Origin of the sequence: Cobetia sp. AM6, assembly GCF_009617955.1 — a bacterium.
In the GTDB taxonomy this organism is placed as follows: domain Bacteria; phylum Pseudomonadota; class Gammaproteobacteria; order Pseudomonadales; family Halomonadaceae; genus Cobetia; species Cobetia amphilecti.
This window is the reverse complement of record NZ_AP021868.1, coordinates 3,419,981-3,437,186: the sequence shown is the minus strand read 5'-3', so window position 1 is coordinate 3,437,186 and position 17,206 is coordinate 3,419,981. Positions and strand designations below refer to the sequence as shown.

Genomic DNA, 17,206 nt, shown 5'->3' with positions numbered 1-17,206 from the left:
GCCTTCTCGCGAAGGGGCGGGTCACTCCGGTGTCTGCTCGCGAGTCCGTGGCGGTCGCCATCGCTTGCTCCCTTGAAGTTGCCGGGATGGCAGGCGTCAGTCTCGTCGGCATCTGCCGGGTCCGCTTTCCTGTGACGGTTGCAGGCATCCCGTCTTGCTGCCGCCGGTCGAGATCGGCAGCGGAGGGGAGCTCAGCAGTCAGGAAAACGCGACTCACATCATCACGCCGTGTAATGCTCAAAGCCTTGCAGAATTATTTTAATTGATTGTTCAATAAAAATATAACCCCCCTTTGGGGAAAAAGGCAGTGCAACTGTCGCTTCCGCTTATCCTCGTGTCGCGATCACGTCGCCGCGAGGCCCGATGGCAGAGCCTCGCAGGCGCGGTGTCGTGCTCGGAAACATCGCTGTCGGTAAAAGGACACAACGACGCCGCCCCGACCACAGAATCGTGGCCGGGGCGGCGAAATTGACGTCAGCGGGGCTGCTGAATGGCTGTGTCCGGGGGCCGATCGTCCGGGGCGCGACCGGCTGATTCTTACCTCGCCGGATTATCGATCAGCCGGCTTTCAGTTGCCAAGGTGATGGCCTGACTCAGGCATCTTCAGACTGGTCGGCGTCATGCATCGGGCCGCGCTTCATGTCGCCGCCCTTCATGTCACCCTTCATGCCACCATGATGCTTGCCAGCGTGATGGCGCATGCCATTGGCCATGAAGGCTTCCAGCGCATCGAGCTGCTCGGCGGACAGCACATCGGCGAGCTTCTCGCGGCCTTCCTCACGCAGCTCCAGGCGCTGCTCCTTCATTTCCTTGCGCATTTCCTGGCGGGCGGCGACACGCTCCTGCTTGGTGTCGGCGTCCTGCATGGCATCGCGCATGTCGTCGTGCATCTCTTTCATGCTGTCATGCATCTCGTCGCGCATTTCCTTGCGGACTTCCTTGAGCGCCTGCATCTGGTCATCGCTCAGGTTCCAGCTGGCCAGCAGCGCCTTCATGCCTTCCTGCTGCTGACGGTCGGCCATCTTCGGACCGCGCTTGTCACGCTGGTGCATCAGGTCCAGCACCTTGACCTGGTCGTCATCCAGCACCTTGGCCAGACGATCGTGCTGGGTCTTGCGCAGTTCCTCGAAGGCGGCCTTGCGCGCTTCACGCGAGTCGAAGTCGGTCTTCTTGAGTGACTCCATGTCGTCACGCATGGACTTGAAGGAGTCCTTGAGCGCGCTGCGCTGGTCGTCATCCAGGTCCCAGCTGTCGAACAGGGCGCCCATCAGCTGCATGCGCTGCTTGCCGTTGTCGGCCATGTGCTTGCCGCCGCGTTCGCCGGCCATGTGCTTGCCGCCGCGCTCGCCACCACGTTCGTCGGCATGCTTGCCTTCGCCGTGACGTTTGTCGTCATGCTTGCCCATGTGCTTGCCGTGCATCGGCTTGCCGGCAGCCCAGTAGGCTTCGAGCACCTTGACCTGATTCTCGTCGAGAATCTCTGCCAGGGCGGCCTTGTGTTCTTCACGTTGTGCCTGGATGGCGTCGTGGCGCGCTTCGCGGGAGTCGAATTTCTGCTCCTTGAGCTGCTTGCGGCTTTCCATCTGCTGTTGCTTGAGTGCGTCGAGCTGTTGCTGCTGTTCATCGCTGAGATGCCAGCTGGCGAGAATCTTGTCGAGGCCTTCCTTGCGGTCGGCGCCGTCATGGTGCTTGTCGTTGCTTGAGGCCACGGCGGTCATCGGCAGTGCCAGGGCGGTCAGCAGACCGGAAACGATGAGCTTGCGAGAAATGCGGTTCATGGCGTACTCCGAGTGTCTAGATAAAGGGCCGGAATCAAGCGATAAGAGCATTATCAGCAGTGAATGTGCCGGCACTGTGCAACGTTTCATGGGGTTGCGTGCAACGCGCCTGGGCGGAACATGCAACGGCTTGCTGTGTCTTTTCTGCAGCGTGATCTTGTGGTCTGAATTCTGTAGGGACTGAGTCCTTGATCAAGGTGATGACGCCAGGTTTCAACCCGGGGCACTCAGACGCGGTTGCCATCAGCCACCGTGGTGGCGCTTCTTCGCCGCCTTGGCGTTCGCCTGGGCATTCGCCGGATAGTGGCGGTCGAACTGCTGGTGGAAGCGCTGGGTCTGATGGCGATTCAGGACGCGATCGACATCGGCCAGGTAGGCCTTGCGCGCCTTGGCAAGCGCCTTGGCGTCGTGATGGCTCTCTGCGGCCTGACGTTGCTGGCGATAGTGGCGATATTGCTTGTCGAGGGTGGCACGCTGGCTGGCGTTCAGGCTGATGCCATCCAGCAGCACGTTCAGCGAGACATCGGCGGCGCTGGCACTGGTCACGCTCAGCGGTGATGCCATCAGCATGACGCTCAGTACGCCGGCACCGATCAGGCGAGTGCGGGAAAGAGCACGACTGGCAGGACTGTGGGACATGACGAATACCTCACTTGTGGCGTAGACCCGCGCTTGAGCAGCAGTAAATGGCTCTCGCTTAGGCAGTGATGACAGTATCCGTCGCAGTTGGACAGCAAGTTCGCACCGTGGGTGCAACAAAAACGCAACCGCCGTCTGTGGTCACAGACGGCGGTTGTCATGTTTCTGAAAGGTTTCAGGGCCTGCGCGAGGCGAGATATCAGTCCAGCACGTCAGGCTCGAACTTGTAGCCGACCCCATAGATGGAGCGAATCACGTCGCGCTCCGGCCAGACATTGGCGATCTTGCGGCGCAGCTTCTTGACGTGGGAGTCCACCGTGCGCTCGGAGACGATGCGGTGGTCGCGGTACATGTGGTCCATCAGCTGGTCGCGGGAGAAGATGCGCCCCGGCGACTGCATCATCACTTTGAGCAGCTGGAACTCGACCGCGGTCAGGCCCAGGTCACTGCCATCGGCCAGTGCCTGCCAACCTTCCTCATTGAGCACCAGCTGGCCCTTGTCAGAGGTCTGCGAGAGGGTCTGATCAAGCGCCTGGCTGCGACGCAGCACGGCCTTGATGCGCGCCACCACCTCACGCGGACTGAAGGGTTTGCAGATGTAGTCATCGGCGCCCAGCTCCAGCCCCAGCAGGCGGTCCACTTCCTCGACCCGCGCGGTCAGCATCACGATGGGCAGCAGGTTGTCCTCGGCCCGCAGCTGGCGGCACAGGGTCAGGCCGTCGGTGCCCGGCAGCATGAGGTCCAGCAATACCAGGGCGGGCGTCTCGTCATTGACCGCCGCGATGACGGCGTTGCCGTCGTCGACATGCCGGGTGCGATACCCGCTGCCGTCCAGATAATCGCACAGCAGGCTTGCGATCTTGGGCTCGTCTTCCACCACCAGAATCAGCGGTTTCTGGGTCTCGGCCCGGGCGTCAGTGGTGTCGGCGTGAACGTCGCTCATGGTCAAGAGTCCTTGCAGATGAAAATGACTGTTTCAAGTAGACAACAGCGGCAGGCGAATGTCCCATCGCAGTCCGCCCAGCGATGACTGGCCCGGTACCAGCTGGCCATCATGCGCACTGACCAGCGCGCTGGCGATCGACAGGCCCAGCCCTGACCCCCCGCTGGAGCGGTTGCGCGAGTTCTCGACCCGATACAGGCGCTCGGTGAGGTGGGCAAGCTCGGCCTCTGGCACGCCGGGGCTCGAGTCTTCCCAGCGCACGACCGCCCAGCCGGGGTGGCCGGTGCCATCCCCGGGTGTGGCGGCCTCGCGTAGCAGGCTGACCCTCAACTTGCCGGGCGAGTCGGTGTAGGCGCGGGTGTTGCTGGCCAGGTTGCTCCACAGCTGATGCAGGCGCTGCATGTCGCCCTGAACGCGCAGCGGCAGCTGGATGTCGGTCTCCAGCTGGATGCCGCTGTCTTCCAGCCAGCCACGCAGGTCGTCCAGGCTATCGCTGAGCTGGGCATCCAGCTCCAGCGGCTCGCGCCAGGCTTCCAGGGTGCCGGCATCGCTCTGGGCCAGCAGGCGCAGATCCGACACCAGGCGGTTGAGGGCATCCACCTCCTGCTCCAGCGAGCCGAGGCTGTCCTGGCTCATCGGGCGGATACCGTCCTGCATGGCCTCGATCTCGCCCTTGAGCACCGCCAGCGGCGTGCGCAGCTCATGGGAGATATCACTCACCCAGCGCTGGCGCGAATCGCGGTTGGTCTCCAGCGTCTGCGCCAGCGCATTGAAGTCGCCGGCCAGCCGCGACAGCTCATCCCGCCCGCGCACCGGCAGGCGGGTGGCATAGTCGCCGCTCGACAGACGGCTGGCACCACTGGCGAGGTCACGCACCCGATGGCCCAGCCACCAGGCGATGCCGGCCGCCGCCAGCAGCGAGGCGAAGGTGGAGGACAGGATGATGGTCGCCAGATTGCGCGATTGACGCTCCAGATACTGGTCCTTGCCGCGGCGCAGGAATTCACTCACCGGCAGGTAGCCCAGCTCGCCGATCTTCTCGCCGTTCAGCTTGAGGTCCTTGAACCGCATGCCGGGGATGGGGCGCGGCGGCCCATTGAGGCGCTGGCCACGGGTATCGCGCAGCATGTAGTCCTGGGGGCGATTTATGTTGGCGCCCGGCGGTATCTCGAATCTGTCTGGCGGCGCCTGGGAATGCACGATGCGCCCCCAGTTACGCCGGCTCTTCATCCAGTCCCAGTTGCCTTCCGCGGCGTAGGCGCTGACCAGGTCGGACGAGATCAGCTCGATGCGCTCCTGCTGGGTCTGCTCCAGATACTCCGCGAACCCTCTGTCCATGCTGTGGGAGATGAACATGTAGATGCTGCCGCCGATCACGACATTGGTCAGCAGCAGGATCACGAACAGCCGCACGGACAGCCGTGAGCGCCAGGCGGTGACGGCGGGCATCATGATGGCTGCTCCTCATGACGCGGGGTGCGGGGCGGCAGCCCCAGCAGGCGGCGCAGATTGTGCTGCAGGTCTTCCAGCAACAGATAGAGCGAGGGCACCAGAATCAGCAGGATCACCGTCGCGAACAGGATGCCGAAGCCGATGGAGACCGCCATCGGGATCATGAAGCGCGCCTGACGCGAGGTCTCGAAGATCATCGGCGCCAGGCCGAAGAAGGTGGTCAGCGTCGTCAGCAGGATGGGACGCAGACGCCGCGTGGCCGCCATGATGATCGCCTCACGCGCGGTGGCGCCGGCCAGACGCTGGCGGTTGGCGTAGTCGATCAGCACCAGGGCGTCGTTGATGACGATGCCCGACAGCGCCAGCATGCCCATCAGGCTGATCACCGACAGGCCATAGCCCATCAGCTGATGGCCGATGACCGCGCCGATCAGGCCGAAGGGAATCGCCGTCATCACCAGCAGCGGCTGCAGATAGCTCCTGAACGGCAACGCCAGCAGCAGATAGAGTGCCGCCAGTGTCAGCAGCAACGACACCTGCAGTGACCCCAGGTTGTCGGCGGTCTCTTCCTGACGCCCGCCATAGCCGATGCTCAGGCTCGGATACTGGCTCTTCAGCTGAGGGTAGACATCGCTTTCCAGACTGGTGATCACCTGACTGACCGCGTCGGACGGGGTGACGTTGGCGGTGACCTCGATCACGCGGCGCCCGTCGATGCGCAGAATGCTGGACGCGGCGCGTCCCTGCTCGATGTCGGCCACCAGCCCCAGGGGCACGCTGACGCCGTTGCCGGTCTGCACGCCGAAGTTCTCCAGCTGGGCGAGGCTCGCGCGCTGGTCTTCGGGCAGCAGCACCTTGACCTCGACCTCATTGCGACCCTGCTGCTGCTTGAGGGCGGTCGCGCCGGACAGCGGGCCACGCAGCTGGTTGGCCAGGGTGGCGCCATCCAGTCCCAGCGAGCGACCGTAGGCATTGAGCTGCAGATAGAGCTCGCGCTTGCCGTCATCCAGGCCGCTGTCGATGTCGGACAGCGAGCTGTAATCCTCAAGCGACGTCGCCAGCGACTCGGCGGCAGCCATCAGCGCGCCACTGTCAGACGAGGAGAGGCGGATGGTGAGGCCCGCGCCGCGCCCCGGCCCGCCGATATCGGATTCGAACAGCAGCGACTCGGTATTGGCGATGGTGCCGGCTTCCTCACGCCAGGCCGTGATCAGCTGCGAGGGCGACCAGTTGTCTTCCACCGTGGTGTCCAGATTGGCGATGATGCTCAGCGAGTTGCCTTCGATCTCGGCGCTGGTGGAATAGATCGCGGGGGCGTCGTCGCGCTCACGGACCCGCTCCAGCGCGTCCAGCAGCAGGGTGCGCACTTCGCGGTCCTGACTGATCGGGCTGCCCACCGGCAGGTTGGCGGTGACACCGGCACGGTTGGACTCGACACGCGGCATCAGCGAGAAGCCGAGGCGGCCACTGGCCATCCAGGCCATCGCCAGCACCAGCAGCGCCAGGCCGCAGATGGCGGTCAGGCCACGATAGTTCAGACACCCTTCGAGGAAGGGCTGGAAGCGGCGACGCGTGAAGCGCTCGAGACCGTGCTGGACGCCATGGCGCACGCGGTCCAGCGGTGCCAGCCAGCGGATCGGCTTCTCGCTGGTGTGACCCAGGTGCGCGGGCAGGATGAAGATCGCCTCGATCCAGCTCAGCGCGAAGATGCTGATCACCACCAGCGGGATGATGCCGAATACCAGCCCGAGGAAGCCGGGCAGGAACAGCAGCGGAATGAAGGCCACGATGTTGGACAGGATCGAGAACGCCAGCGGCACCGCGATCTCGCGCGCGCCGAGAATGGCGGCTTCGCGCATGCTGGCGCCGCGCTCGCGGTGCGAGTGGATGTTCTCGCCGACGATGATGGCGTCATCGACCACGATGCCCAGCGCGATGATGAAGGCGAACATCGAGATCATGTTGATGGACACGCCGACCAGCGGCAGGAACAGCATCGCGCCGAGGAAGGCGGTGGGAATGCCCAGCGTGACCCAGAAGGCGAGACGCGCCTCGAGGAACAGCCCCAGCAGCACCAGCACCAGTACCAGCCCCATCCAGGCATTCTTGAGCAGCAGCTCCAGACGGTCCTGATAGACCAGCGAGTCATCGTCCTCGACGCTCAGCGTCAGTCCGCGCGGCAGGCTGGCGGTCAATTGCGGCAGCATCGCCATGGTCGCGGCGGACAGCTCGTTGGGCGTCTGGGAGCCGACCTGATAGATGTCGAGACCGATCGCCGGTTCGCCGTCGTAGAGCACTTCCTTGTCACTGTCAGCGAAGCCGTCGGTGACGGTGGCGATATCGCCCAGACGCACGACATTGCCTTCCTGGCTGGAGATCACCGGCAGCTGCGCGAACTCGGCGGCACCGTCGCGACGCGCCTCATAGCGCACCAGGTATTCGCCCTGCTGGGTATCGAGACTGCCCCCGGCCAGGTTGAGCGCCTGATTGCCGATCAGGCCGGCGATATCCTGATGCGAGAGACCATAGCGACGCAGCGCGCCTTCTTCCAGCGCGACATGCACCTCGCGGTCACGGATGCCGGTCAGCTCCACCTTGGTGATGTCGTCGCTGTCCAGCAGGCTCAGGCGCAGACGCTCGGCGACATTGCGCAGGGTCTGGTCATCGGTCTGGCCATGCAGCTTGAGCTCCATCACGCTGCGCGAGCGGCCCGCCAGCGAGTAGACGGGCGGGTCGGATTCATCGGGCAGGGTGGTGATGCTGTCGATGGCCTGCTGGATGTCCTGATAGGCGCGCATGGTCTCGACGCCGTCCTGCAGCTCGATGGACAGCGAGCCGAGGCCTTCCTCGGCGGTGGCGGTGATCTCCTCGATGCCCTCCACGTCCTGTACCGCGGACTCCATCGCCTGCAACAGGCTCTCGGAGACTTCATCCGGCGTGGCACCGGAATAGCTGACGCTGACGTTGATGATCTCGAGCTCGAAGGAGGGGAAGACCTCCTTCTTGATCTGACTGGACATCAGCAGGCCGCCGAGAATCAGACACAGCATCAACAGGTTGGCGGCGACGCCGTGATCGTGCATCCAGCGGATGGGGCCCTTGAGGCGCGACTGTGCCGTCATGAGTCACTTCCGGTGGTCGTGGCGTTCTTGTCGGCAACCGTGGTGCTCCTGTCGCCAGCCGTCGTCTTGTCGTCAGCCGTCTCGGCATCAGTTGTCTTGGCGGTCGGCGTCGCCGCATCGCCGCGCGCGCGCAGGGCCATGCCGGCTTCGACGCTGCTCAGGGAGCTGGTGATGACGCGCTCGCCGTCCACCAGACCGTCGGCGACCAGCAGGGTGTCATTGCCGAGATGGCGCACGCCTACCGAGCGCTTCTCGAGATGCCCGTCCTCCGTCAGCACCCAGACCTGCTGGCCGCTGCGCAGCGCACTGATCGGCAGTTCGATCAGCGAGGCGGTGCGCTGGGGTGTCAGGGTCGCCTCGACCACATCGCCGATGCGCAGCGCCGGGGTGCTGGCGCGCGCCTCCTCGGAGACATTGAGCGCCAGCGGGTCTTCCACCGCCACCATCACCTGGGTCAGCAGGCCGTTGTCTTCCAGCGACGGCAGCACGCTCCACACTTCGCCACGGCGATGCTGGCCATCCGGCCAGGCCTTGCTCGAGAGCAGTACCGGCGTGCCCTGGCCATCACGGGCGTGGGTCGAGAGCCATTCCATGTCGGCCTGCGGCAGATTGAGGCGCACCCAGAAGCGGTCGGTGGCCACCAGCGTCAACAGGTCGGTGAAGGCGTTGAGGTCGCTGCCTTCGCCGACCAGACGCTCGCTGATCAGACCGTCGTAGGGGGCGCGAATCTCGGTGCGGGCCAGATTGAGCTTGGCCTGATCGCGGCTGGCGCGAGCGCTTTCCACGGCGGCCTGGGCCGACTTGAGCTGAGGCTCGCGCAGGACCAGCGCTTTCTGGGCCGCCGGCAGGTTGCGACCGAAGGTCTTGTATTCCGAGGCGGCGCGGATCTGCTCGCCCTTTTCAGAGGCGAGACTGGCCTCTGCCGTGGCGAGATCCGCCTCGGCCTGACGCAGTGCCAGCTGATAATCCAGTTGATCGAGACTGGCCAGCAGCTGGTTCTTGCGAACCTCGCGGCCGGCCTCGATGCCTTCGGGGAAGGGGGCCAGCTGACCGCTGACGCGCGTGGAGACCGTGGTCTGACGATCGGCGATCACGCGACCGAAGCCCTCAAGCGTCGGGGCGTTGGCGGCATGGCTGACCGTCACTACCTCGACCGTGGGCGCAGGCGCCTCGCTGGGAGCACGCTTCGGCGCACCGGGGCGATGATTCATCCACCAGGCGGCCAGCGCGATCGCCAGCGCGAGAATGATCAGCGCCAGCAGGCGCATCCAGATCAGGCGCCGCGAGGAGGGTGCGGGGCGGCCGGCAGGGGCGGGCGACGCGGAAGACGACGCTGGCGTCTCAGGGCTATGGTCCATGCGGACTCCGAACGAAAAGTGACTGGCCTGATGCGCAGCCGTCTTCTGGCCAGTCGCTTTGGCGTCGGTCAGAGCGGGCGGTGGATCATGGCCATGAAAGGCAGACGAATGGGTGGATGATCGCATGATGCCATTCAGGCGCAATGCCAAAATGGGAAATAGCGTGCAACAGACGCAATCTGCCATTGCGTGATTGGCGCCCCACAAAAAAAGCTGCCACACGAAGTGGCAGCTTTTCACGCGTGCGCCTGGCGGGCGGCGCCTGCTGACGGGATGAACCCTCCTGTCAGCCTGGCTGAACCGCGCGGGCAGGCCAGATTCAGTAGTTGAAATAGTTGAAATAGTTGAACTAGTTGAACTGGATAAACTAGATGAACAGGCCGATCAGCAGCGCCATGCAGACGCCGATCACGCCGATCAGGGTCTCCATCACCGTCCAGCTCTTGAGTGTTTCCTTCTCGGTGAGGCCGAAGTAGCGGCTGACCAGCCAGAAGCCGGAGTCATTGACGTGACTGAGCACGGTGGCGCCACTGGCGATGGCGATCACCACCAGCCCCAGCACCGGGCCGGACAGCGCCAGCGTATCGATCACCGGGGCCATCAGGCCGGCGGCGGTGATCATCGCCACGGTGGCCGAGCCCTGGATGACACGCACGGCGGTGGCGATCAGGAAGGCGAGCAGGATCGGCGGCAGGTTGCTGTCGGCCATCAGGTTGCCGAGCACGTCACCGACCCCGGAATCGATCAGCATCTGCTTGAAGATGCCGCCCGCGCCGGTGACCAGGATGATGATGCCGGCGGGTTCGAGTGCCTTGGTGGCGACTTCCATCACCTGTTCGCGCGTCATGCCACGGCGTGTGCCCAGCAGGGTGAAGGCCATCAGGGTGGCCAGACTCAGTGCCACGAACGGGTGGCCGAGGAAGCCCAGCCAGCCGACCAGCGGGCTGTCGTCACCGAACAAGAAGCCCGAGACGGTGTTGAGCACGATCAGCGCCAGCGGCAGCAGCACGATGGACAGGATCAGACCGAAGCCCGGGGCGCGCTGATTGACCTCTTCATCGCTCATCACGCTGCCGGTATTTTCCATGTAATCCGGGATCCTGGCGTCGATGCGCGCCGCGATGAAGCGACCGAAGATCGGCCCCGCGACGATCATCGCCGGCAGACCGCACAGCGCCCCGAACAGGATGACGTAGCCGAGATCGGCACCGATCAGCTTGGCGACCGCGATCGGCCCCGGGGTCGGCGGAATGAAGGAGTGCGTCACGGCAAGACCGGCGAGCAGCGGAATTCCGTAATAGAGCAGTGAGCGGCCGCTGCGGCGTGCCAGCGCATAGACCAGCGGCACCAGAATGATGAAGGCGACATCCAGGAACACCGGAATCGCGACCAGAAAGCCGGTCAGTGCCAGCGCCCATTGCGAGCGTGAGGTGCCGAAGCGTCCCAGCAGGGTGTTGGCCATGCGATCGACACCGCCGGACACTTCCAGCATCTTGCCGAACATCGCGCCGAGACCGACCACGGTGGCAACGAAGCCCAGGGTGTTGCCCATGCCGTTGGTGACGGAGTCGATGATGGCGTCGGGCTGCATGCCGGTAGCCAGTCCGACCCCCAGACTCACCACCAGCAGGGCAACGAAGGCATGCAGGCGCAGGCGCATGACGAGGTAAAGCAGCAGCAGAATGCCGCCGAGGGCGGCAAGGACGAGGGTGCTATCTGGGGACATGATGGCGAACTCTTGCGGCTGGCAACGGCGTGATCATCGGCCATTGCCCAAAGGCGTATTGTGTGAGGCGTCGTGGGTCGTGCAGGATGAAAGTTACCGGTAACATTAACGCTTACGCAATGATCCGAAAGGTGCATGAGGGACAAAAGTCTGTCGCGTCCGGCAGCTGACTGTCCGCCAACGGGCAGTCGCTCAGTGCGCGACAGTCGTCCCGAGGCGCCGGACAAGGGATTGATCGGCAACATCGGGTACGCTGGTGGGCCATCGTTTTCATTCAGGGGGAGAGGGTTTTCATGCAGCAGCAGGCAGAAGGAGCATCAGCGGTCGCGTCGATACCGACCAGGTCAGAGGCTCTGGCCGCTCAGGGTGGCGTGCGTCTGGTGGTCATGGGGGTGTCGGGCTGTGGCAAGTCGCATGTCGGGCAGCAGCTGGCGGCGTGCCTGGGCGCGCAGTTCATCGATGGCGACGATTATCACGGTGAGGCCAACGTGGCCAAGATGGCGCGCGGCATCCCGCTGGATGACGACGATCGCCACGGCTGGTTGGCCCGTCTGGCCGAGCTGATCGAGGAGGCGCGTCGCGACGGGCGCAGTCTGGTACTGGCCTGCTCGTCCTTGAAGCGCCGTTATCGGGATCAACTGCGTGGCGGGGACCCCGCGCTGGGCTTCGTCTTCCTCGAAGGCACGCGCGAGCTGCTGCTGGAACGCCTCGAGGCGCGGACCGATCATTTCTTCAAGGGCGCTGACATGCTCGACAACCAGCTGGCGACGCTCGAGGTGCCCGGCGACGATGAAGGGCGCATCCACACCCTCGACATCAGCGCCACACCGCAGGCGCTGGTCGAGAGTGTCTGTCAGCAGATCGTCGACGCGCCAGAGCGCTAGTCGCTCGCCAGACGTCTCACGGCGCTAGGCTGCCGCCACGTATTACGTGGACAAAGTATCACGGTGCCAGACTGCCGCCTGTCTGCAGACTGAAGCCCAGGTCTTCCCACAGGCCGTGGGGCGTGGCGTCGAGATCACCGTTCAAGCGCGCCAGCAGCAGGGTGGCGGCGCGCTCGCCGATCTCGCGGCGTGGCGTGACCACGCTGGCCAGCGGCGGCCAGGTGCCGCGGGTCATCTCCAGGCCGTTGAAGCCGGCCAGCGCCAGCTGGTCGGGCACCGACAGGCCGCGGCGCTGACACTCGAACAGCCCGCCGGCCGCCAGGTCGTCATTGCAGCAGAACACGGCCTGGGTCTCGGGCCAGCGGGTCAGCATCTCGTCGAGCAGCTTGCCGCCCATGCGCACGCTGGAGGGGGCATCGGTGGTCAACAGCGCCTGCTGCGACAGGCCGGCGGCCTCCATCGCCGCACGCCAGCCGCCCAGGCGCTGTTCGACGCGGCGGTCCATGCGCGCACCGAGAAAACCGATATGGCGATGGCCCAGGGCGATCATGGCCTCGGTCATCGCGCGGCCAGCGGCGTGCTGGTCCAGTCCCACCGCCATGTCGAGCGGCGTCTCGCGTTTCTCCATGCACTCCACCACCGCACAGCCCGAGCGCGCGATCATCTCGCGGGTACGAGGGCTATGGCGACTGCCGCACAGCACCAGCCCGTCGATGCCGAAGGAGAGCCAGGTCTCGATCAGGCGCTCCTCTTCCTGCATCGAATAGCCGGTATGGCCGATCAGCAGCTGATAGCCCGCGGCGGCCAGCGGGGCTTCCAGGCCGCGATGCAGCTCCGAGAACACGGCGTTGGAGAGCGACGGAATCAGCAGCGCGATCAGTCGCGAGTGACCGCTGGCGAGGCTGCCGGCCTGACGATTGGGCATGTAACCCAGCTCGCGGGCGCATTCGGTTACCCGCTCGCGCATCGCGGCGGAGACCTTCTCGGGCTGATTGAGCGCGCGCGACACCGTGACCTTGGTGACGCCCAGTCGGGCGGCGATATCGGCCAGGGTGACGCGCTTGAGGCGGGAAGCTTTGTGAGGCTGAGAGGGCATGGACATTCAAGCGGCTGCGAAGGAGGACAAGAGTGTCCCTGTTAAGGCAGCCCGGGAGCAAGCCTTGCCCGGTGGATCAGACGTGACTCAGCGAGAGCAGGAACAGGATCATCGGCGGCGCTGCCAGCGACAGCAGGAAGCCCGAGACGACGGCGACCGGGACGCAGGCCACGCCGCCGGTCTGCTGGATCACCGGTAGCGTGAAGTCCATCGAGGTGGCCCCGCCGATGCCGATGGCCAGCGGCGTGTAGCGCTGGATGGTCAGGGGGATCAGCACGAAGGCCAGCAGCTCGCGCGCCAGATCATTGAAGAAGGCGGCGCCGCCGAGAATCGGCCCGAGCTGATCACCGATCAGGATCCCCGACAGCGAGTACCAGCCGAAGCCGGCCGAGATCGCCATGCCCTGATTCCACTCCAGCGCCAGCAGGGGGGCCGCCAGCAGGCCACCGAGCAGTGAACTGGCCATCACCGTCAGCGCGATGATCAGGCCATGCCGATTGAGCAGGATCTGGCGCAGGCTCATGCCGGAGCTTCTGAGCTGGCAGCCGATCAGCGCCAGCAGCACATAGAGCGCCCATTCGGCGAGGGTATCGGTATCAAGCTGGGTGCCGAAGGTCTTGAGCAGCACGCCGGCGCCGACGCCAAGCGCGACCACGGCGGCAAGGGTCAGCGAGCCGGACAGCGCCTGCCAGCGGGTCATCGGCGCGCCATCCACCGCCTGGGCGGGATTGGCGCGCAGCGGGCTGCGGCGCGACAGCCACCACAGCGCCAGCAGATTCAGCGGCGTGATGATGGCAAACAGCGTCAACGCCTGACCGCTCATGGCGGCCATGCCGACACTCAACTGCTCCAGTGCCGCCAGTCCCATGCCCATCAGGAACAGGATGAGATAGATGGAGGCATTGACCAGCCGGTTGACCACCGCCAGGCGGCCAGGATCGGTGAGACGTACCAGATAGCCGAGTATCAGCGGCAGCAGAATGAAGATGAGACCCGACAGCATGACCCTTCCCTGGTGTTGCCACCCGGACAGCAGGGCGGCGCAAGTGATTGATTGGCAGCGAATACCGCCGAAGGGCCTTACTATATCGGTTGGCGTGGAGTCTGGATAACCCCGCCATCACCATTGCGCGAGAGACTTGCTGATGGCGTATCAGCGGGGCTTATGATCAGCCGCGCTAGAGGCGGGAGCTGTCATCACTGGCGGGCGCTGCTCAGCTGGTTCAGGGTCAGATGGGCCGAGCGCGGTGGCACCTCGCCGTTGCGGTTGCCGTCCTTGTCCATGACGTCCTCGTAGTCGAGGTAATCGAGGCCGACCATCAGGCCCGGCCAGCGCGGCGCCAGCCAGATACGGTAGTGCTTGTGTTCGCGATGCTTGCGCCACGCCTCGATACGCAGGGTGCGGAAGGTGCGCTGTGCCGCCTGGCGCGTTTCCTGGCCCTGGATCTCGTACATCAAGGTGCGCTGGCGGCCCTTGTGGTCGAGATAATCCAGTGAGCAGGGCGTCGCGGCCAGACAGGCCTGCTCGCTCCATTGGCTGTCGACCTGCTGGCTCAGCAACACCAGCAGGCTCTGACGGTCAGGCAGGCGGGTGTCGCCTGCCTCCGGTGCTTCCCGGTTGTAGTCCTTGCCGATGCCGGCCAGCCGATAGCCGGAGCGATAGCCCTCGGGCAGCAGGCGACCCTCTGCAAGCGTGAAGCGGCCCTGCTCATAGCCGCTGGCGACCTTGATGGAGGCCTCCATGCTGGCGATGTACAGCTCGCCACTCTGGCTGACGCGCTGGGTGATGGGCACGTCCGGCCAGCCATCCAGTACCAGGGTGTAGTGGGCGGTGAAGGGCACCGGCGCGATGCTGGCGACAGGCGCCAGGGGCGCGTCAGGGCTGACAGCGGCCTCATCGCTGGCCGCCTGGGCACTGCCCGCCAGCAGCAGGAGCGCCCCCAGGCCTGCGCGGCACAGGCGCTGCCATGCCGAGGGCCGATCGGCGCGAGTGGCGGTGCAAGCGCCGCGACGCGCGGGGGCTTGAGAGAAGTGAGACAAGGCGGAAGATGGCAGGGTCATGGTGACTCCCGAGACCGGCACTGAAGCCGTGGCCTGTGAATGGGGGTGTCGAGCGGTCAGGCAGCGACGGGGCAGGGCGACTGCACGTGATGATGTAATGATGTTGAGGCGATCCACAATCAAGCCAACGCCCGTCAGGCGGCCACGACGATATTTCAGCGCTTGCTCATGTGCAATGGATAGGTACTCTGTAACTGCCTTGTCCTTCCGCCGCGCGCGGCGCGTACCTAGACGTTGGGTCCAATCAGGAGATCATCATGGCCAGCATTGTCATCATTGCCGGGGATTTTGTAGAAGATTATGAGCTGATGGTGCCGTTCCAGGCGCTGCAGGCGATGGGGCATCGCGTGGATGTCGTCTGCCCGGACAAGACGGAAGGCGATATCGTCAAGACCGCTATCCATGACTTCGAGGGTGATCAGACCTACACCGAGAAGCCGGGCCACAACTTCGCGCTCAACGCCAGCTTCGCCGAGATCGCCGTCGAGAGTTACGACGCGCTGTTGATCCCCGGTGGCCGCGCCCCCGAGTATCTGCGTCTGGATGAGCGTGTGCTGGCGATGGTGCGTCACTTCGTCGAGGCCGACAAGCCCATCGCCGCCGTCTGTCATGGTCCGCAGCTCTTGGCCGCCGCCATGTCGCTGGAAGGCCATCGCGTCAGCGCCTATCCGGCCTGTGCGCCTGAGGTGAAGCTGGCAGGCGGTGAGTTCGTGTCGCTGGAAGTGACCGACGCCGTGACCTCCGGCAAGCTGGTGACCGCACCGGCCTGGCCGGCGCACCCGGAATGGCTGCGTCAGTTCCAGGCGCTGCTGGTGTGATGCGCCACCGCTAGCCACGCCATCACATCGGATGTGCTTTACGACACCCTGCCACTCGGCGGGGTGTCGTCGTTTCAGGCGTCGTCGTTTCTCTCGGCAAACGCCTCGATCCAGGCCCGCTGCGGGGCGAGTCGCGATTGCTGTGCGGCTCGCCATGCGGGATCGCCCAGCGTAGTGGCATAACGCTCGGCGTGATCACAGGCCAGCAGCAACCAGCTGCCGGCCAGCGACTCACCGCGTGCGCGTCTTAGCGCCAGACTCTCGAGCAGCCCCGCGAAGGCGGTGCCGGTGGAGGGGCCGACCTCAAGCCCGGCATGCTCGGCCAGCCACAGCGCGGCCGCCTGACTGCGCGCATCCGCAATGCGCCGATAGTCATCGAAATGCGCGGGGTCGAATGCTTCCAGCACGCAGGGCCGCCCGATGCCTTCGATGGGGTTGGCCGCCTGCGGGGCGGGCAGGGTGGTCGTACGGGTGCCGTGGGCACGATGGTGCTGCCAGCAGGCGTGATAGACGGAGTGCTCGGGGTCCACGCCGATCACGCGGGCGCGATGGCTCTCGTGATGCAGATGGCTCCCCTGATGCAGATGGCGCTTGTGGCGCAGATGACGCGCGAAGCTGGCGGCACTGCCGCCGGTGCTGGCGCCGAGAAATACCGCCTGCAGCTCGGGCAGCTCACGCGCGGCGATCTGTGCCAGGCACTCCCCGGGCAGGCTGGTGTCGCTTGCCCAGTCGCCAGCAGTAGCGGCATGGCGGAATTGATTGATGAAGTGACCGCCGCTGTCATCGGCAAGCGCCTGCGCATGCTGACAGAGCCGAGCGGAGTCCTCGATTTCCACCACGCACCCACCCTCGCCACGAATCGCTTGCTGCTTGTAAAAGGCGGTGCCCCTGGGCACCACGGCAATGAATTGCAGTCCCAGCCTGCGCGCCAGCCACGCTTCAGAGACCGCGGTGGAGCCCGAGGAGGCTTCGATCACCGGGCCGCCGGGCGTGAGCCAATCCTTTTGCAGGGCCTGCTCGAACAGCGACATCGCCAGGCGATGCTTGAGCGAGCCGCTGGCATGCGCCCGCTCGTCCTTGATCAGGATGCGCGCCTCACCCAGTCCGCGCAGGCTGAGTTCCAGCAGCGGGGTTACCGGGGTGGCGGCCTTCAAGGCCGCAAGCTTCATAAGACTGCGTTGGCGCCATGACTCGCGCTGAGTCGCGTGCGGGGCGTGCTGTGCTGCGGGCGTGCTGAAAGGCGCAGTCGAGGGCGAGGCAGTGGTCGGCATGGCGGCATTTCCGGTCGCAGGAAGGAGCTTTCATGGTACGACCAGCCGCCAAGCAAAA

General features: G+C 65.1%; 13 protein-coding genes. 2 read left to right on the top strand and 11 right to left on the bottom strand.

Annotation, left to right across the window (positions count from 1 at the left end; genetic code table 11):
- Positions 1 to 593: 593 nt before the first annotated feature.
- From CLAM6_RS14460 to CLAM6_RS14430, 7 genes are all read right to left on the bottom strand, one after another.
- The gene (locus CLAM6_RS14460) at positions 594 to 1,778 is read right to left on the bottom strand and encodes a Spy/CpxP family protein refolding chaperone (RefSeq protein WP_172978719.1); all 1,185 of its coding nucleotides are present in this window, start codon (positions 1,776 to 1,778) and stop codon (positions 594 to 596) included.
- A gap of 243 nt (positions 1,779 to 2,021) precedes the next feature.
- Positions 2,022 to 2,417, bottom strand: coding sequence for a hypothetical protein (locus tag CLAM6_RS14455; RefSeq protein ID WP_153636475.1), 396 nt, complete (start codon positions 2,415 to 2,417; stop codon positions 2,022 to 2,024).
- A gap of 199 nt (positions 2,418 to 2,616) precedes the next feature.
- Positions 2,617 to 3,360 carry a response regulator gene (locus tag CLAM6_RS14450; protein ID WP_052384687.1) on the bottom strand — a complete coding sequence of 248 codons (744 nt, stop codon included), beginning with the start codon at positions 3,358 to 3,360 and terminating at the stop codon, positions 2,617 to 2,619.
- 33 nt (positions 3,361 to 3,393) lie between these two features.
- Positions 3,394 to 4,812, bottom strand: a complete 1,419-nt coding sequence (locus CLAM6_RS14445) for an ATP-binding protein (RefSeq protein WP_153636474.1) — start codon at positions 4,810 to 4,812, stop codon at positions 3,394 to 3,396.
- Positions 4,809 to 7,934 (bottom strand): efflux RND transporter permease subunit, encoded by a 3,126-nt coding sequence (locus CLAM6_RS14440; protein ID WP_225347219.1) that lies wholly within the window; start codon positions 7,932 to 7,934, stop codon positions 4,809 to 4,811. Before CLAM6_RS14440 ends, CLAM6_RS14445 begins: the two co-directional genes overlap by 4 nt.
- Positions 7,931 to 9,292 carry an efflux RND transporter periplasmic adaptor subunit gene (locus tag CLAM6_RS14435; RefSeq protein WP_172978718.1) on the bottom strand — a complete coding sequence of 454 codons (1,362 nt, stop codon included), beginning with the start codon at positions 9,290 to 9,292 and terminating at the stop codon, positions 7,931 to 7,933. Before CLAM6_RS14435 ends, CLAM6_RS14440 begins: the two co-directional genes overlap by 4 nt.
- A gap of 367 nt (positions 9,293 to 9,659) precedes the next feature.
- The gene (locus CLAM6_RS14430; protein ID WP_153636472.1) at positions 9,660 to 11,018 is read right to left on the bottom strand and encodes a GntT/GntP/DsdX family permease; all 1,359 of its coding nucleotides are present in this window, start codon (positions 11,016 to 11,018) and stop codon (positions 9,660 to 9,662) included.
- A 293-nt stretch (positions 11,019 to 11,311) separates the two neighbouring features.
- Here CLAM6_RS14430 and CLAM6_RS14425 point away from each other — a divergent pair, with 293 nt between their 5' ends.
- Positions 11,312 to 11,902 (top strand): gluconokinase, encoded by a 591-nt coding sequence (locus CLAM6_RS14425; protein ID WP_324690533.1) that lies wholly within the window; start codon positions 11,312 to 11,314, stop codon positions 11,900 to 11,902.
- A gap of 58 nt (positions 11,903 to 11,960) precedes the next feature.
- Here CLAM6_RS14425 and CLAM6_RS14420 read toward each other — a convergent pair whose 3' ends face one another.
- The 3 genes from CLAM6_RS14420 to CLAM6_RS14410 all read right to left on the bottom strand — a co-directional run bounded on the left by CLAM6_RS14420 (position 11,961) and on the right by CLAM6_RS14410 (position 15,059).
- A complete protein-coding gene (locus CLAM6_RS14420) occupies positions 11,961 to 12,998 on the bottom strand; it encodes a LacI family DNA-binding transcriptional regulator (RefSeq protein WP_153636471.1) in 1,038 nt (345 codons plus the stop codon).
- Positions 12,999 to 13,074: 76 nt separating this feature from the next.
- The gene (locus CLAM6_RS14415) at positions 13,075 to 14,001 is read right to left on the bottom strand and encodes a lysine exporter LysO family protein (RefSeq protein WP_153636470.1); all 927 of its coding nucleotides are present in this window, start codon (positions 13,999 to 14,001) and stop codon (positions 13,075 to 13,077) included.
- A 194-nt stretch (positions 14,002 to 14,195) separates the two neighbouring features.
- Positions 14,196 to 15,059: a hypothetical protein gene (locus CLAM6_RS14410; protein WP_153636469.1), complete on the bottom strand. Its 864-nt coding sequence runs from the start codon at positions 15,057 to 15,059 to the stop codon at positions 14,196 to 14,198.
- Between the two features lie 257 nt (positions 15,060 to 15,316).
- On the opposite strand from CLAM6_RS14410, the gene CLAM6_RS14405 reads away from it, so the two are divergent.
- Positions 15,317 to 15,877, top strand: coding sequence for a DJ-1/PfpI family protein (locus CLAM6_RS14405; RefSeq protein WP_043334317.1), 561 nt, complete (start codon positions 15,317 to 15,319; stop codon positions 15,875 to 15,877).
- Positions 15,878 to 15,951: 74 nt separating this feature from the next.
- On the opposite strand, the gene CLAM6_RS14400 is transcribed toward CLAM6_RS14405, so the two are convergent.
- Positions 15,952 to 17,148 (bottom strand): PLP-dependent cysteine synthase family protein, encoded by a 1,197-nt coding sequence (locus tag CLAM6_RS14400; protein ID WP_153636468.1) that lies wholly within the window; start codon positions 17,146 to 17,148, stop codon positions 15,952 to 15,954.
- Between the last annotated feature and the right edge of the window lie 58 nt (positions 17,149 to 17,206).

Bases quoted from the DNA above. Each gene is read 5' to 3' on its own strand.
- CLAM6_RS14430 (WP_153636472.1), bottom strand. From the start codon at position 11,018: ATGTCCCCAGATAGCACCCTCGTCCTTGCCGCCCTCGGCGGCATTCTG.
- CLAM6_RS14415 (WP_153636470.1), bottom strand. From the start codon at position 14,001: ATGCTGTCGGGTCTCATCTTCATTCTGCTGCCGCTGATACTCGGCTAT.
- CLAM6_RS14440 (WP_225347219.1), bottom strand. From the start codon at position 7,934: ATGACGGCACAGTCGCGCCTCAAGGGCCCCATCCGCTGGATGCACGAT.
- CLAM6_RS14420 (WP_153636471.1), bottom strand. From the start codon at position 12,998: ATGCCCTCTCAGCCTCACAAAGCTTCCCGCCTCAAGCGCGTCACCCTG.
- CLAM6_RS14400 (WP_153636468.1), bottom strand. From the start codon at position 17,148: ATGCCGACCACTGCCTCGCCCTCGACTGCGCCTTTCAGCACGCCCGCA.
- CLAM6_RS14425 (WP_324690533.1), top strand. From the start codon at position 11,312: ATGCAGCAGCAGGCAGAAGGAGCATCAGCGGTCGCGTCGATACCGACC.
- CLAM6_RS14450 (WP_052384687.1), bottom strand. From the start codon at position 3,360: ATGAGCGACGTTCACGCCGACACCACTGACGCCCGGGCCGAGACCCAG.
- CLAM6_RS14410 (WP_153636469.1), bottom strand. From the start codon at position 15,059: ATGACCCTGCCATCTTCCGCCTTGTCTCACTTCTCTCAAGCCCCCGCG.
- CLAM6_RS14405 (WP_043334317.1), top strand. From the start codon at position 15,317: ATGGCCAGCATTGTCATCATTGCCGGGGATTTTGTAGAAGATTATGAG.
- CLAM6_RS14460 (WP_172978719.1), bottom strand. From the start codon at position 1,778: ATGAACCGCATTTCTCGCAAGCTCATCGTTTCCGGTCTGCTGACCGCC.
- CLAM6_RS14445 (WP_153636474.1), bottom strand. From the start codon at position 4,812: ATGATGCCCGCCGTCACCGCCTGGCGCTCACGGCTGTCCGTGCGGCTG.
- CLAM6_RS14455 (WP_153636475.1), bottom strand. From the start codon at position 2,417: ATGTCCCACAGTCCTGCCAGTCGTGCTCTTTCCCGCACTCGCCTGATC.
- CLAM6_RS14435 (WP_172978718.1), bottom strand. From the start codon at position 9,292: ATGGACCATAGCCCTGAGACGCCAGCGTCGTCTTCCGCGTCGCCCGCC.